Origin of the sequence: Hymenobacter pini (assembly GCF_020421205.1) — a bacterium.
GTDB lineage: Bacteria > Bacteroidota > Bacteroidia > Cytophagales > Hymenobacteraceae > Hymenobacter > Hymenobacter pini.
In genome coordinates, this window is sequence record NZ_JAIZZH010000001.1 from 790,274 (window position 1) to 805,856 (window position 15,583).

General features: G+C 60.2%; 11 protein-coding genes. 5 read left to right on the forward strand and 6 right to left on the reverse strand.

Annotated features, from left to right (window positions below; translation table 11 throughout):
- The first annotated feature begins 149 nt into the window (after window positions 1-149).
- Entirely contained in the window at window positions 150-935 is a 786-nt protein-coding gene (locus LF252_RS03385) for a LytR/AlgR family response regulator transcription factor (RefSeq protein ID WP_226267536.1), read from the forward strand.
- Here the strand turns inward: LF252_RS03385 and LF252_RS03390 are convergent.
- From LF252_RS03390 to LF252_RS03410, 5 genes are all read right to left on the reverse strand, one after another.
- Window positions 932-3,094 carry an ATP-binding protein gene (locus tag LF252_RS03390; protein WP_226267538.1) on the reverse strand — a complete coding sequence of 721 codons (2,163 nt, stop codon included), beginning with the start codon at window positions 3,092-3,094 and terminating at the stop codon, window positions 932-934. The genes LF252_RS03385 and LF252_RS03390 overlap by 4 nt on opposite strands.
- Window positions 3,095-3,153: 59 nt before the next feature.
- Entirely contained in the window at window positions 3,154-3,639 is a 486-nt protein-coding gene (locus LF252_RS03395; RefSeq protein WP_226267540.1) for an Mpo1 family 2-hydroxy fatty acid dioxygenase, read from the reverse strand.
- A 149-nt stretch (window positions 3,640-3,788) separates the two neighbouring features.
- Window positions 3,789-4,652, reverse strand: coding sequence for a dienelactone hydrolase family protein (locus tag LF252_RS03400; RefSeq protein WP_226267542.1), 864 nt, complete (start codon window positions 4,650-4,652; stop codon window positions 3,789-3,791).
- Window positions 4,653-4,778: 126 nt separating this feature from the next.
- The gene (locus LF252_RS03405) at window positions 4,779-6,089 is read right to left on the reverse strand and encodes an ABC1 kinase family protein (RefSeq protein WP_226267545.1); all 1,311 of its coding nucleotides are present in this window, start codon (window positions 6,087-6,089) and stop codon (window positions 4,779-4,781) included.
- Between the two features lie 79 nt (window positions 6,090-6,168).
- Window positions 6,169-6,837 carry a TetR/AcrR family transcriptional regulator gene (locus LF252_RS03410; RefSeq protein WP_226267546.1) on the reverse strand — a complete coding sequence of 223 codons (669 nt, stop codon included), beginning with the start codon at window positions 6,835-6,837 and terminating at the stop codon, window positions 6,169-6,171.
- 188 nt (window positions 6,838-7,025) lie between these two features.
- On the opposite strand from LF252_RS03410, the gene LF252_RS03415 reads away from it, so the two are divergent.
- Window positions 7,026-9,119: a T9SS type A sorting domain-containing protein gene (locus LF252_RS03415; RefSeq protein WP_226267548.1), complete on the forward strand. Its 2,094-nt coding sequence runs from the start codon at window positions 7,026-7,028 to the stop codon at window positions 9,117-9,119.
- A gap of 101 nt (window positions 9,120-9,220) precedes the next feature.
- Here LF252_RS03415 and LF252_RS03420 read toward each other — a convergent pair whose 3' ends face one another.
- On the reverse strand, window positions 9,221-9,934 hold the full coding sequence (locus LF252_RS03420) for an SDR family NAD(P)-dependent oxidoreductase (RefSeq protein ID WP_226267550.1): 714 nt from the start codon (window positions 9,932-9,934) through the stop codon (window positions 9,221-9,223).
- Window positions 9,935-10,094: 160 nt separating this feature from the next.
- Between LF252_RS03420 and rhuM the strand changes: the two genes are divergently transcribed.
- The 3 genes from rhuM (at window position 10,095) to LF252_RS03435 (ending at window position 15,557) form a co-directional block, all read left to right on the forward strand.
- Window positions 10,095-11,072, forward strand: a complete 978-nt coding sequence (gene rhuM, locus LF252_RS03425; protein ID WP_226267552.1) for a virulence protein RhuM/Fic/DOC family protein — start codon at window positions 10,095-10,097, stop codon at window positions 11,070-11,072.
- A 237-nt stretch (window positions 11,073-11,309) separates the two neighbouring features.
- Window positions 11,310-14,759 carry a pyruvate carboxylase gene (locus tag LF252_RS03430; RefSeq protein WP_226267554.1) on the forward strand — a complete coding sequence of 1,150 codons (3,450 nt, stop codon included), beginning with the start codon at window positions 11,310-11,312 and terminating at the stop codon, window positions 14,757-14,759.
- A 54-nt stretch (window positions 14,760-14,813) separates the two neighbouring features.
- Window positions 14,814-15,557, forward strand: coding sequence for a hypothetical protein (locus LF252_RS03435; RefSeq protein ID WP_226267556.1), 744 nt, complete (start codon window positions 14,814-14,816; stop codon window positions 15,555-15,557).
- The last annotated feature ends 26 nt before the right edge of the window (window positions 15,558-15,583 follow it).

Genomic DNA, 15,583 nt, shown 5'->3' on the forward strand with positions numbered 1-15,583 from the left:
GCAGCAAATGCGTACATTCAGTCGCGTTTTCTGGGTTGAATGTATCGGCTGCTGCCTGAGACGCTCTCCGCAAATCGATGAGGCCAGACGAAAAATCGTTGAATCTTGATTGTGGTATACCAAGTAAAATTTGCACCTGACTTTTCGCTTTGCTTCTGCTCACCATGCAGCCCACCACCACTGAAAAACCGCTGACCTGCGTAATCCTGGAAGATGACCTGCTGATTCGGGAGCTGGTAGTGGGATTTGTGGAGCAAGTGCCCGGTCTGCAACTGGCCGCAGCCTTCGAGCACCCCGTGGCGGCTTTCGACTACCTGAGCCAGCACCCCGTTGACTTGCTGATTTCCGATATTGAACTGCCCGGTCTGAGCGGGCTGGAGCTAGTGCGCTCCTTGCGGCAGCCCCCGCTGGTCATCTTCATTACCTCGCACGCGCACTACGCCGCCCAAACGTATGACCTGGACGCCGTAGATTTTCTGCCGAAGCCATTGGCTTTCCAGCGTTTCCTGCGGGCCGTGGATAAAGCCCTGCTGATGTTTCGGGCGCGGCAGCAATGGCAGCAGCCAACGGAGGCTGGCCCGCCCGCCCTGGAAACGCACCCGGAAGACTTCTTTATCCGGACGGAGCTGCAGTACGTGCGCCTGCGCTACGCCGATGTGCTGTACGTGGAAGCTATGCGCGACTTCACCAAGCTTCACTTGGTAGATGGTACCGTGCACATTACTCTGGTGAACCTAAAACACCTGGAGGAACAGCTGCCCGCCCGCCATTTCATGCGCACCCACCGGTCGTTCTTGGTCAACGCCGACAAGATTGACGTCATTACCGGCCAGGATGTGCAGGTGCAGAAAAAGCTGGTGCCCCTGAGCCTGTCGTACCGGGATGCGGTAACGGAGCGGGTGGTGCAAAACCGGCTGATAACCCGGCGGCGTTAGGCCACTACGCTAAGCTTCGCCGCGCGGGGCAGGCTGAACACTACCGTAGTGCCCTGCTGGGGCCCGGCGCTTTCCACCCGCAGGCGGCCTCCGTTACGCTCTACAAAGTCGCGCACCAGCACCAGGCCCAGGCCGGTACCCCGTTCCTGGGCTGTGCCCACTGTACTACGTGGCGGGGTGGGCTGGCTCAGGGCATGCAGCTGTTCTGCCGTGAGGCCCACGCCCGAGTCGGTTACGGCCACCTGCCAGTCGCCGGCCGCCGTTTCGGTAGCACCCACCTGGATGGTGCCCCCGGCGGGAGTGAACTTGATGGCATTGCTGAGCAGGTTACGCAGAATCAGGCGCACCATGTCGGCGTCGGCCCACACGGTTTCTTCGCCGGTGAGGGTACTGCTGAGGGTGAGGTCCTTGTTTTCGGCCGCCGTACGCAGCAGCCGGAAGTTCTCCTCCACTGACTCCTGCAAAGGAAACGCCGAGGGACTTACCCTGTCGGAGGCCTGCATTTGCACGGCGGCCCAGCTGAGTAAGTTGTCGATGAGGCCAAGCACTTGGTTAAGCGTCTGGTCGAGACGCTGAGAGTATTGGGCCAGCTTTTCCTGCGGCAACTGCTTGAGGTTGAGCAGCGCAACAAACGCGTGGAGCGAATGGAGTGGCCCGCGCAAATCGTGGCCGATGATACTAAACAGCCGGTCTTTGGTGCGGTTAAGTTGTTCCAGCAGGGCCCGTTGCTCCTCAATCTTACGGTTTTTCTGATCGAGCAGCCGGTTCACGCGCCACAGCCCAATGCCGGCGCCCAGCACCAGCAACAGCCCGCCAGTCAGGCCCAGCACTACCCAGCGCTGTTGCCGGAGCCGCTGCTCCTGCAGTTGCTGGTCTTTGCGCAGCAGTTGCACCCGGTGGCGCTCCTGGCTCAGGTCAAAATCACCCTGCAGCCGGCCCAGCGCCTCCGATTTTTCGTGGTTGAAGGTGGAGTCCTTGGCCGCTACGGCCACCTCGCGGAACCGCAGCGCCTCCCGGAAGTCACCCCGCTGGCGGGCCAGTTTGCTTAGCAGGTCGGCGGCGTTGTACTGGTCGGGCAGAATGCCGATTTTCTGGGTCAGCTGCAAACACTCCTGGGCGTAGCGCTCCGCCTGCGCCCAGTTGCGCAGCAGGTAATAGGCCTGGGCCTGGTTGAACAGGGCCGATACTATCAGGGTTTGGTCGCCGCCCGGCCGCAGTAGCCGCAACGAATGATCCATGAGCGGAATTACCCGGGCCGGCTGGTTTTGGCGCAGATACAGGATGGCCAGATTTTCGAGCACTGCGGCCACGTTAACGGGCTGGTGCAGCGCCGTGAAGTTGGCTTCGGCCTTGCGAAACAGGCGGGCGGCCTGGTCGTATTCGCGCAGGTTACGGAGGGCAACCCCGGCATTCACGTAGCAGCGGGCCACTGAACTGGAGTCGCCGGCCCGGCGCAACGTCTGAATGGCGAGGTCATAATACGGCAAAGAGCGGCGGTACTGCTCCTGACTTTGGTACACGTTGCCGATGCTGGCATAGTCACTGCCCAGGCCGGTGTCATTCCCAATCAGTTTCAGCCGCCGCACCGATTCCAGGTAGCTCCGCAGGGCGCGCGGAAAGTCGCCCTGCGCAGAATAGGTGTCGCCTAAGTCGCTGAGGAACTTGGTAGAGCGGAGGGTGTCGCGCGTGCGCTCAGCCAAACGTAGCCCCTGCATGGCGGTTTCCACGGCCTGGGCGTAGCGGCCCTCGGCGTTGTCGATGGTAGCCAGCCGGTGCAGAGCCTTTAGCTGGTCGGTGGCGCGGCCGGCGGTGCGGGCCAGTTCGCTGCCGCGCTGCACGGCCTGGCGCGCTTCCGGCATGCGGGCCTGCTGCCAGAAGTTTTCCCCCAGGTGCAGCTGAGCCCGAATCTGCCCCGGTACAAAACGCAATTGCCGGGCCAACTGCAACGACTCCTGGAAAGCCTGCTCGGCGGCCGGATATTGGCCCGCCTGCATGCGGGCCCAGCCTAGCTCATCCAGCCGGTTAGCCCGCACGGTATCGGGCCGAGTACTGGTTTGTACCAAGCGTTGCAGGCTATCAAGTAGAGACGTTGGCTGCGCGAAGCAGAAATGGCCAACCAGGCAACCCAAGCTGGTCAGCAGGCAGGGGAGGAGCCGCACGGTGCAAAAGGGGCTTAGAAGTGTAGAATAAGAATAGCCGGACGTGATAAAGTGGCAGACTAATAGCGCCACCCCAAGCGGCGGTACACGAAATGCAGCAGCCACAGCGGGCCAATCAGTAGGAATTGCAGGTCTTTCAGGAAGCTAGGTTTTTTGCCCTCCACCTTGTGCCCCCAAAATTGCCCAACCCAGGCCAGCACGAAAATAATCAGGCACACGGCCCACAGGGGCAGAACGGCCGTAGCATCCACTACGCGCAGGACCAGGGCCATTACCGCCCATACCAGCACCATGCCCATTGCCAGCCGGCCCGACAGGCGTAGGTAGTACAAGACGGCCAGTACCATTGCTACGGTGGCCCAGTTCAGCCAAGGTGTGCTGGCCCGCAGCCCGGCCGGCACCGGCACCGACCACAACAGCCCCAGAATGGCAAACATGATAAGCGGCACGCATACCCAATGCACCAGCTTGTTAGTGGGGTTCTGGTGGCTTTCGGCGTACTCATTCAATAGACGCTGAACGGGCGAAATCAGGGCGGAGGTCATAGTAGCAGGTTGTGTGGGAGCTAAAAGATACCAGTTTCCGGAATACTTCAAAAACTGCCTGCTTGATGGCTGAAGTTGGTACCAAAAACAACAGGCCATCCTCGCCGGGAGGATGGCCTGTGTGCACGGCCGCAGCGCAGATGAGGCGCTTATTTCAGCTTCAGATTTTTCTTAAGATAGGCAACTGACGCCGCGTGGGCATCGGCGGCAAATTGCTTATTGTACTTAGGGTTGGAGGGGTTGGCGAAGGCGTGATCAGCGTCGTAGGTTTTCACAGTGAGGCCCTTCTTGGCTACCGCCATGTCTTTGCGGAACTGGTCTACCACTTCCTGGTTGATCCACTTGTCCTGCTTGGCGAAAATGAATAGCACGTCGGTGTTCAGCATCTTGAGCTTGGCTACATTCTTCTCGGGCATGCCGTAGTAAGCCACGCAGGCTTTGGCCTTGGGCCCGGCCAGCAAAGCCGTCTGAATGCTCCAACCCCCGCCGAAGCACCAACCGATGCTGGCAATCTGGGCGCTGGGGCCGGCGTATTGCAGGGCTCCTTTGATGATGGCCTGGGCCCGCTCGGTTTTTACGCCCTGCATCAGTTTACCGGCTTGGTCGGCGTCGGTGGCTACCTGGCCGTCGTACAGGTCAAGGGCCAGCACGTTCACGCCGGGCAGCTCCTCAGCAAAACGAGCGGCTTCCTGCTTGATGTAGTCGTTCAGACCCCACCACTCGTGAATCACCAGCAGGTACTTGTCTGACTTGGTTTTGCTCTTGATTTCAAACGCTTTGCCCGGTTGGCCGTCGGTGGTTTTGAATTCAATCATGCTGCCTTCGCCGGCGTAGGTGAAAGGCAGCGGCGCATCGTGGCCGCCGGAGAAATCTTCGTTAGAAGCCAGCATGGCAAACACTTCGGTTGCATTCTGGCCCGCCGTGGGTTTGGCGCAGCAACTCAGGGCTGTTTGAGCGGTGGCACCTGAAGCCAGGCCCAGCAGCAGGGCGCAGAGGGTCCAGAGTTTTTTCATGAATAGGGGAGATGAGGTGGGAGAAAATGAATCAGCCGATTACGGAATTAGTCGTAATCGGCTGATATAACCAGTCAGGCTGTACTTGGTTGTCGAGGCGCCAAATTTTCCATTGGCAAAGTCAACCTAGAAATGGGTGGTAACTTCTGCTTTCAGCTCAGTGAGCAGCGCGTACAAGCCCACGTAGGTGCGGTTTAGATAAATGAAATGCTCCGAGCCGCGGGGCTCCCGCTGCTGGCGCAACTCCGGCTGCTGCATCAGGTCGTCGCCGAGGGCGTACAGTTGCTGCATGTAGGCAGGGTCGCCGAAATTGAAGGTGGCTTGGCGGAATGGGCGGCCCACTAGCTCCAAAGAGGCATGCATAGTGCTTACGTAGAACTCCTGTCGGGTGGGCGTATCCTCGGGACGCACTACACCAGCCTCGGTAAGCAACTGGGTGAGGCGGGCTGAATCCGCCAGGGTTTCGGGGGCCAATAGCGCCGTGAACAGGTGGTGCACATCGGCCGGAATTTCCTTCACGCACCCAAAATCCAGCACGCCCACCGTGCCGCCGTCATTATCCGTCAAGAGGAAATTGCCGGGGTGGGGGTCGGCGTGTACTTGGCGCAGCTCGTGCAGCTGAAACATGTAGAAGTCCCATAGGGCCTGACCCAGTTGATTGCGCGTTGTCTGGCTAGGACTGGTAGCTAACAACTCCTTGAGGTGCTGGCCCGGCAGCCAATCCATCGTCAGAATGCGGCTGGACGACAGTTCCGGGTAATACTGCGGAAACTGCAGGTGGGGCAAGTGGGCGCAGGCGGCGGCAATTTGCTGGCCCCGGCGCAGCTCCAAGGCGTAGTCGGTCTCTTCCAGCAGGCGGGTTTCCACCTCCTGCATGTAGGGCCGCACGGTGGCTTCGTCGAGGCCCAGCACGCGCAAGGCAATAGGCTTCACCAGCCGGATATCGGAACGGATGCTGTCGGCCACGCCGGGGTACTGCACTTTCACGGCCAGTTGCTGGCCGGCTTTCCGGGCAAAATGCACCTGCCCAATGCTGGCCGCCTGCCGGGCGTTGATGTCGAATTCCTCAAATACCTCAAACGGCGACTTTCCAAACGCATCCCGAAACGCCTTCACCACCAGCGGGCCCGACAACGGCGGCGTTTGGTACTGGGCTTGGGCAAACTGGTCGGCGTAGGCCGTGGGCAGCAGGTTTTTCTCCATGGCCAGCATCTGGGCCACCTTCAGCACCGAGCCTTTCATCTCGCTGAGGGTGCCGTATAGCTCGGCGGCGTTGGCGGCGTGCAGGTCGTCGGTGGTGCTTTCAGCCCCCACGGCCCGCTTGGCGTAGTGCTTCACATAGTTGGCCCCCACATTCAGGCCGGTCTTGGCAAAACGCGCCGCCCGCGCCACTTTGGAAGTAGGCAGGGAGGAAAGTTGATTGGGAATATCGTCCATGGGGATATTAACGAGGCAATTGATTCGCCACATGCTCAGGATGGCAACTGGCAATGTGTGCCCGGAGCAATGTTCTGGCTTACCGCCGCACCAGAAACCGCACGAAATCAATGGCCGAATCCAGGGTATTGCGGCCTACCAGGTCGAAGCTCAGGGTTACGGCCTTCTCCACGGCGGCATCGGTGCGGGCAAAATCCACGGTGTCATCTTTGGCGAAGAAGCCGAGTACGAACAGCATCTGCTGCCAGAAGGCGCGCGGATACTGGTCCTGCACCAGGGGGCGGCTGGCTACCTCCTCGGTGCGGCGGCCTTCCCGCAGAATTTCGCCCACGAACAGCTCAAACTCCTGGCGGAAATCATCGAGCACGCGGGGCGTGAGGCCGGGCATGGTGTGCAGGGAGCGGTGCAGGCTTTGCAGAGCGTAGCTGCGGTTGCGTTTCAGCAACTCCAGGAGCGTGTAGTAGAAGCCCAGCAGCTTCTCACGGCTACCGTACTGCTCCCACACGGGTTCCTGAGCCGCCAGGGCCCGCGCATCCCGCCCAAAGTCGGCCCAGATTTCCCGGTCAATGCCCTCGAAATTGGCGTAGAAACGGTAGAATTCCTGCTCCGGCAGGCCCAGCTTATCGGTAAGCTTAAACACGGAGGCTGGGGGCGTACCCTTGCGCTGCACGTATTCCAGGTAAGCTTGCTTGATGCGGGCTTTTAGCCCGGCGGCCGATTCGGCGGTAGAAGTAGGTTGCGGTTCCATAGTAGCATAACCCGGATATCCGGCATTAAGTTGTATAACCCGGCCGCTGACGTTGCGGATGGAAACCGGTAAATTAAAATGTCAGGCTATAGAAAAATAATGCAAAATTTCGTGGGCTAACCAGCCAGTCGACAACTTTGCCGGCCTGTTACAAGTAGCCTGACTCGAATACTCATTCCTAATTCATTATGAAGACATACCTACACCGAATAGCCGTGCTGCAGCTGGCTCTTATTGCGTTGTGCAGTGCCGAAACAGCCAGTGCGCAAAGCCTACAGAAGGTCACCAGCATTGCCACCAGTGGCGGGGCCTCCGGCCTGGACAGCAAAGCCAACTACCTGTACCTGGCCAATTTCAGCTCGAATACCCTCGAAACGCTAGATATAACCAGCCCGGAGTCGCCGGTATCCAAAAGCACGGTCTCCGCCGCGTTCAGCCGAATTCGGCAGGTAGCAGTCGGTGGGGACAGGCTGTACGGTACGAATTTTGGGATTGGCTCCAGCAACAGCAGTCAGCTCACTGGGTTCAGCCTGCAGAACCCCGCTACCCCGGGTGCTCCGGCGGGTACCACCATTACCGGCAACCCGCTGAATGTGGGGGCCAGCGCCACGGTGGTGTGCATTACCACCAGCACCACCAGTACGCCACCCGTTACGTACTTCCAGCCGTTTTCCCCCGATCTGACTCCCGGCGCAAAAGTTACGCTCGATGCTTATCAAATCAGCAAACCCGCCGTGAATGGAAACATTGCGTACGTGCGGGACGGAAGCGTGCTGAAAGTGTTTGACGTAAGCAACCCGCAGCAACCCATCCTTCGCCAGTCAACTACCGGGTACATCCAAGCCATCAATGGCAACAAAGGATATGGGGTATTGAACGGAGTTCTGCAGGTGTACGACCTGAGCACGCCCGAAATTCCGGTTGCGCAGGGCTCAGTAGCCATTCCCAGCGGTACTACCCTCAGCGACATTGCCGTGAGTGGCACGATGGTATACGGCTATTTTGCTGCCAGCGGCGGCGCGTCTAGTTTCACCCTGCAGGCCTTTGATGTAAGTAACCCGGGAACTCCCACGGTAAAAGGAACCCTAACCGGTACGGGTACCGCCTATGACATTGCCGGGGTAGGCAATTACGCCTACGTGCTGACGGATGGTTCCGCCCTGCAGATTTTTCGCTACCAGAATGCTGCTGCCGCTACCGTTGCTTCGGTAGCCCCGGCCAGTGGTAGCCCAGGCACCACCGTTACCATTACGGGGAGCGAGTTTACGGGCGCTACGGCTGTAAAATTCAATGGTAAGGATGCGGCTTCATTTACCGTTATATCATCAAGCTCCATTACTGCGGTGGTACCGGCCGGCGCTACTACCGGCCCGGTTACTGTTACCACGCCCAGTGGTACCGCCTCATCGTCGGGTAGTTTTGTGGTAACAGTAGCCGCCATCAGCAACAATACTATTGCCGGCCCCTCGCTCGATGCCTTCTGCGGTAGCGGCGACCCTGGCGTAATAACCGGGCAGGTCCCCGCCGGCGGCGACGGTACCTACACCTACCAGTGGCAGTCTTCCTCTGATAATACTGCCTTCGCAAACCTTGCCGGGGCAACCGCTGCCAGCTACGACCCGCCAACCCTCAGCCAGACTACCTACTACCGGCGCACGGTAAGCTCGGGTGGGCAGACTTCCACCAGTAACACGGTAACGGTAGCAGTGCAGCCCGTACTGGCTGGAAACTCGCTGACGGCACCTCAGCCGGCCGTATTTACCGGCCCCGCTGATCCAGGGGCTATTTCTGGAAGCCAGCCCACCGGTGGCAACAACCAATACAGCTACCAGTGGCAAAGCTCGGCTGATAACAGCACGTTCATTTCCATTGCGGGAGCCGTGAGCCAAAGCTACGACCCGCCTTTGCTGAGCCAGACGACTTACTTCCGCCGTCTGGTGGTATCGGGGGCCTGTCAGGCATTCAATATCAGCAATACCATTACAGTGACTATTCAAACGGTTACCACAAGTGCCTCAGCCGCTTTGGCTGGGCAGGTAGAGCTGGTGCCGAACCCCGCCCGCGAAAATGTGCACGTATCAATGCCCTTAATAGGAGCCGGCGGCGTTATTCGGTGTGACATTGTGAACGGGCTGGGCCAAGTGGTACAGCAACGCACGCTCACGATGAGCAGCACCGGCCTCAAAACCACGCTGGACACGCATCGGCTGCCGGCTGGATTGTACTTCGTGCAGTTCCGCGGTAACGGCCTGCACGTGAACAAGCGGCTGCAGATTGAGTAGCAGGTTTCCCGGATAACCGTAAAAGGCCTCGTCTCTGCTCGCTTAAGAGTAGACGAGGCCTTTTACGGTTACTCAGGCAGCTTGCTGTAATCTGCTACGCCCTACTTCAACCGGCCCATACCTCCATCCACGGGCAGCACTTGGCCGGTGATAAAGGAACTGTGGTCGGAGAGGAGGAAGGAGGCCATGTAGGCCAAATCCTGGGGCTCGCCAATGCGCTGCAAGGGGTGGCGCTTGGCGCTGGCTTCGACCTTTTCAGGGGTGTTGAGCAGAGCGGCGGCCAGGGGCGTATTAGTGAGAGAGGGAGCCACGGCATTCACCCGGATATTGCTGGCGGCGTACTCGGCGGCCAGGGCGCGGGTGAGGCCCTCCACGGCCGCTTTGGCGGTAGCAATGCTGGCATGAAAGGCCATGCCCGTATCGGCCGCCACGGTACTGAACAGTACTACCGAGGCCCCGCCGGCCTTCTTCAGCCGCTTTATGCTGGCCTGCAGCACCTGCACCGCACCCAGCACGTTCAACTCAAAATCTCCGCGAAAATCCTCCACCGGAATCCGCTCGAAGGGCCGCAGCTTGATGTTGCCGGGGCAATACACCACCCCGTGCAGCATCTCCGGCAGCGCATCCAGCGCCGTACCGAAGGGTTGCGTCACGTCAAGGGGCAAAAAGGTGGTGCTGAGCTCGGCCAGCTCGGCCGACTGGTGGCGGGAAGCCGTGTAGAGGCTGGCACCCAGGCCGTGCAGCAGTCGGGCCGTAGCCAGCCCGATGCCCGAGGAAGCGCCCACGATAAGGATGTTCTTGCCGGAGAATTGCATGCGGATAAAGTCAGAGGTAGGGAAGTGGGTTCAGAACTGAACCGTGGCAGGAAAGTTTTGGACGCTGGCTTTCGTAGCCGCGGTGGCCGCCGGCTTGGCTTCCCGCCGCTGATTCTGCATATTGCTGAGTTGCTGCCTGTTTTACGTTCGTATCCTCGCTATGGAGCCCACTCCGGATATCCTCCTCTATCAATCGGCCGACGGCCACGCCCGGCTGGAAGTGCACCTACAGAACGAAACCGTCTGGCTCACCCAGGCCCAGATGGCGGAGCTATTTGGCCGGGAGCGAAGTGTGATTACCAAGCACTTGCGCACTGTTTTTCAGACTGGTGAACTGGACGAAGAAAGCAATGTGCAAAAAATGCACATTGCTTTTTCCGACAAGCCCGTGACCTACTACAACCTCGACGTTATCATCTCCGTCGGGTACCGGGTGAACTCCCGGCAGGGTACGCAGTTCCGGCAGTGGGCCACGCAGGTGCTGCGGCAGTACTTGGTGCAGGGCTTCGTGCTGAACGAGAAGCGCCTGCGCGAAAACGCCCGTCAGCTTACCGAACTCAAGCGGCTGCTGCGGCTGCAGGGCGAGCTGCTGGAAAACCAGGAACTGACGCCCGACCAGACCACGGCCCTGCTGCGGGTGCTCAGCGACTACGCCCGGGCCCTCGACGTGCTCGACCAGTACGACCACCAGCGCCTGCGCATCACGGCCACCTCGCCCGATACACCCTTCGAGCTGACTTACGAAGCCGCCCTGCAGGCTGTGGATGGCCTGCGCCAGCAGTTCGGTGGCAGCGTGCTGTTCGGGCGGGAAAAGGACGAGTCGTTCCAAAGTTCCGTGCGCACGATTTACCAGAGTTTTGACGGCGTAGAGCTGTACCCCAGCGTGGAGGAAAAAGCGGCTCACCTGCTCTATTTTGTGGTGAAAAACCATTCCTTTTCCGATGGCAATAAGCGCATCGCGGCCTTCCTGTTCGTGTGGTTCATGGATAAGAACCACTGCCTCTACAAACCCGACGGCTCCCGCCGCCTCGCCGACAATGCCCTGGTGGCCCTGACCCTGCTCATTGCCGAAAGTAAGCCGGAGGACAAGGATGTGATGGTGAAGCTGGTAGTCAATCTTATCAATCAGGAAAACTAACGACGCGCTGTAGAAACGCGACACTTCGCGTGCCTCTCACACTGAACGACCCAATCTACTCAGCCTAAACAACATCCACAACGCAGATACGTGAATTGCCGCGTTTATCCAGCTAACATTTCACTGTACTTACTATTGCGAAAAATAAACTTTCAGCAAAAATTCGCTAACGATTACCGCCCCGTTGCGTAGCTTGCACCGCTTCCCTGTTCCACCTTTCACCTTCTCCTGAAACCGATGAACATCCGCAAACTGCTGGTCGCCAACCGGGGCGAAATTGCCATTCGCGTGCTGCGCGCCGCCACCGAGCTGGGCATCCAGACCGTTGCCATCTACACCTACGAGGACCGCTACTCCCTGCACCGTTACAAGGCCGATGAGGCCTACCAGGTGGGCCGCGACGATGAGCCGCTGAAGCCCTACCTCGATATTGAGGCCATCCTGCGCGTGGCCAAGGAGAACGGGGCCGACGCCATTCACCCCGGCTACGGCTTCCTGAGCGAAAACGCCACCCTGGCCCGGCGCTGCCGCGAGGAAGGCATCATCTTCGTGGGCCCGCGGCCGGAAGTGATGGAAGCCCTCGGCGATAAGGTAGCCGCCAAGCGGGTAGCCGTGGAGTGCCAGGTGCCCATCATCGAAAGCAGCGAGCAGGATTTGACGGACCTCGACGTGGCTCTGGCGGAAGCTCACCGCATTGGCTACCCCGTGATGCTGAAAGCGGCCAGCGGGGGCGGGGGCCGGGGCATGCGCGTAATCCGCGACGATGAACAGCTGGAAAAAGGCTTCTTTGAGGCCCGCAACGAGGCCCTGAAAGCCTTTGGCGACGATACCGTGTTCCTGGAGAAGTTTGTGGAGCGGCCCAAGCACATTGAGGTGCAGCTGGTGGCCGACAACTACGGTGGCCTCACCCACCTCTACGAGCGTGACTGCTCGGTGCAGCGCCGCTACCAGAAAGTGGTGGAAGTGGCCCCGTCCCTGCACCTGCCCGACCACCTGCGCCACCTGCTGTACGAGTACGCGCTGCGCCTGGGCCGGGCCGTGAACTACAACAACGTGGGTACCGTGGAATTCCTGGTGAACCCCGAGCAGGACCGCATCTACTTCATCGAGGTGAACCCGCGCATTCAGGTGGAGCACACCGTGACGGAAATGATAACCGGCGTAGACCTCATCAAAACCCAGCTCTACATTGCCGACGGCCGCCGCCTCACCGACGCCGAAATCGGGCTGGGGCCGGACATTACGCCCCTGAAGATGGGCTACGCCATTCAGTGCCGCATCACCACCGAGGACCCCGAGCAGGATTTCAAGCCCGACTACGGCACCATCACGGCCTACCGCTCGGCGGGCGGCTTCGGTATCCGCCTCGACCAGGGCTCGGTGTACCAGGGCGTGAAGGTGTCGCCGTTCTTTGACTCGTTGCTGGTGAAGGTGTCGGCCCACGCGCCCACGCTGGAAGGTGCGGCCCAGAAGATGGCCCGTTCTCTCGACGAGTTCCGGGTGCGGGGGGTGAGCACCAACATTCAGTTTCTGCAGAACATCATTGCCCACCCCGTGTTCATGGCGGGCGAGGCCAACGTGGACTTCATCAAAGACCACCAGGAACTGTTCAAGTTCAAGCCCCGCCAGGACCGCGCCACCAAGGTGCTCAGCTTCCTCGGCGACGTGATTGTGAACGGCAACCCCGATGTGCGCGGCCTCGTGGACCCCAAGCGCGACCTGCGCAAGCCCCGTCTGCCGCACTACGACCCCACCGCCCCGCTGCAGCCCGGTACCAAGGACAAGCTCACCGAGCTGGGCCCCGACGAGTTTGCCAAGTGGCTGCGGGCCGAACGCCAGATCCACTACACCGACACCACCCTGCGCGACGCCCACCAGAGCCTGCTGGCTACCCGCATGCGCACCTTCGACATGCTGAAGGTGGCTGAGCGCTACGCCCGCCAGCACCCGCAAACCTTCTCCCTGGAATGCTGGGGCGGAGCTACGTTCGATGTGGCCCTGCGCTTCCTGCACGAAGACCCCTGGGAGCGGCTGGCCAAGCTGCGCGCCGCCGTGCCCAACATCCTGCTGCAGATGCTCATCCGCGGGGCCAACGGTGTGGGCTACAAAGCCTACCCCGACAACCTGACGGAGCGATTTGTGGAGCAGGCCGCCGAAACCGGCATCGACGTGTTCCGCATCTTCGACTCGCTTAACTGGATGAAGGGGATGGAGGCCTGCATCGGTTTCGTGCGCAACCGCACCGACCGGCTGGCCGAGGCCTGCATCTGCTACACCGGCGACATTCTGGACCCCCAGCGCAACCAGAAGTACAACCTGGAGTACTACCTGCGCCTGGCCCGGCAGATTGAGGACGCCGGGGCTCATATCCTGTGCATCAAGGACATGGCCGGGCTGCTGAAGCCCTATGCCGCCACTGAGCTGATTACGGCCCTGCGCGACACCGTGAGCCTGCCCATTCACCTGCACACCCACGACACCAGCTCCCTGCAGCCCGCCACCTACCTGAAGGCCGTGGAAGCCGGCGTAGACGTGATTGACGTGGCCCTGGGCGCGCTGTCGGGCCTGACCTCGCAGCCCAACTTCAACGCCGTGGTGGAGATGCTGCGCGGCCAGGAGCGCCACCGGGAGTTCAACCAGGAGTCGCTCAACGAGTTCAGCAACTACTGGGAAACCGTGCGCGAGTATTACTACCCCTTCGAGTCGGGGCTGAAGGCGGGCACCTCGGAGGTGTTCCAGCACGAGATTCCGGGCGGGCAGTACTCCAACCTGCGGCCCCAGGCGGCTTCGCTGGGCTTGCTGGATAAGTTCGAAACCGTGAAAACCACCTTTGCAGAAGTGAACCAGCTGTTTGGGGATATTGTGAAGGTGACGCCCTCCTCGAAGGTAGTCGGCGACATGGCCCTGTTCCTGGTCAGCAACAACCTCACCACCCGCGACGTGCTGGAGAAAGGCCACACCCTCAACTTCCCCGAGTCGGTGCGCGACCTGTTCCGGGGCGACATCGGGCAGCCCGAGGGCGGCTGGCCCCGCGAGGTGCAGCAGGTGATTCTCAAAGACGAGCAGCCCTTCACCGACCGCCCCAACGAGCACCTGGCCCCCATTGATTTCGGGGCCGAGGAAGCCCGGTTCGCCGAGAAATTCGGCCGCCGCGGTAAGTTCACCGATGTGCTGTCGTGGCTGTTGTACCCGAAGGTGTTTGAGCAATACTGGCAGCACCGCGAGGAGTACGGCGACGTGGCCGTAGTACCCACGCGGGTATTCTACTACGGCCTGCAGCCCGGCGAGGAAACCATCATCGACATTGCCCGGGGCAAAAGCATTATTGTGGGCCTGCAGAGCATCGGGCCGGTAAATGAGGACGGCTGCCGCACCATCTTCTTCACCCTCAACGGCCAGACGCGCAACCTCGAAATCCGGGACACCTCGGTGGAAGTGAAGCGCGTGCAGAACCCCAAGGCCGATAAGGGCAACCCCCGCCAGCTGGGCGCGCCGCTGCAGGGCTTGCTAAGCAAAGTACTGGTGGAAAGCGGCCAGCCCGTGCGCAAGAACACGCCCTTGTTCATCATCGAAGCCATGAAGATGGAAACCACCATCACCGCCCCTGATGATACCACGGTGCAGGCCGTAAATCTGCACGAGGGCAGCCTGGTAAACGCCGACGATTTGGTGCTGACGCTGGGGTAGCGTGTTTGCTGCCGCGAAAACCACTAGCTTGGGTAGAAATTAAAGCGCTTTACTATGCTATCTATTCGGTTTTCTTTGGTGGCCTCCATGTTGGTCTTAGCCTCGGCGGCGTATGCACAGCAAATTCCCATCGGGCAGGTTGGTACCGCTGCGCAGGCAAATCTGGACGCGTTGGTAAGCGGTGGGGCTGCCGTGGTGCCACGGGGTGATGCCTATGGTACTATTGGTACGCCCTACGTGGACAACCGGTGGCTGTCCGCACGCCTGCGCATGACAACCGGCATTCCTTTGGCTCCCGTACCGCTGAAGTACGATGTGCTCAACCATCGTTTGCTGATGCAGCCGCTGAACCGCCGCGACTCCCTGGTACTGGATGACCGGAGACTAGCCAGCTTCGAGCTGACAGTGCCGGCCAAGGGTGGGCAGCCGGCCCGGCAGCGTACGTTCCGGCGTTTTCTGGAAGCTCCTGAGCCAACTCAACGGGGCGAATATGTGGAGGTGCTCTACAGCGGCAACTACACGCTGCTGAAGCGCCTGCACAAATCCCTGCAAAAGGCCAACTACCAAGGCGCCTACAATGCCGGCGAGCGGTATGACCGTATTGATGATAAAGTGACCTACTTTCTGCTGCGTCCCGACAAGAAACTGGAGCCCGTTAAGCTGAGCCTGAAGGAACTACAAGCTGCAGCCCCGGAGCTCAAGCTGAAGGGTGCTCCCGGCGCCAGCCAGGCCAAAACGGAAGCCGAATGGGTAGCCGTATTGGCCGCCGTTGATACAAAAGCCGCTGATACAAAATAGGCGCAGATACTTATAAAAACCACGTC

Bases quoted from the DNA above. Each gene is read 5' to 3' on its own strand.
- rhuM (WP_226267552.1), top strand. From the start codon at position 10,095: ATGGAGCCCACTCCGGATATCCTCCTCTATCAATCGGCCGACGGCCAC.
- LF252_RS03420 (WP_226267550.1), bottom strand. From the start codon at position 9,934: ATGCAATTCTCCGGCAAGAACATCCTTATCGTGGGCGCTTCCTCGGGC.
- LF252_RS03415 (WP_226267548.1), top strand. From the start codon at position 7,026: ATGAAGACATACCTACACCGAATAGCCGTGCTGCAGCTGGCTCTTATT.
- LF252_RS03405 (WP_226267545.1), bottom strand. From the start codon at position 6,089: ATGGACGATATTCCCAATCAACTTTCCTCCCTGCCTACTTCCAAAGTG.
- LF252_RS03400 (WP_226267542.1), bottom strand. From the start codon at position 4,652: ATGAAAAAACTCTGGACCCTCTGCGCCCTGCTGCTGGGCCTGGCTTCA.
- LF252_RS03410 (WP_226267546.1), bottom strand. From the start codon at position 6,837: ATGGAACCGCAACCTACTTCTACCGCCGAATCGGCCGCCGGGCTAAAA.
- LF252_RS03435 (WP_226267556.1), top strand. From the start codon at position 14,814: ATGCTATCTATTCGGTTTTCTTTGGTGGCCTCCATGTTGGTCTTAGCC.
- LF252_RS03395 (WP_226267540.1), bottom strand. From the start codon at position 3,639: ATGACCTCCGCCCTGATTTCGCCCGTTCAGCGTCTATTGAATGAGTAC.
- LF252_RS03430 (WP_226267554.1), top strand. From the start codon at position 11,310: ATGAACATCCGCAAACTGCTGGTCGCCAACCGGGGCGAAATTGCCATT.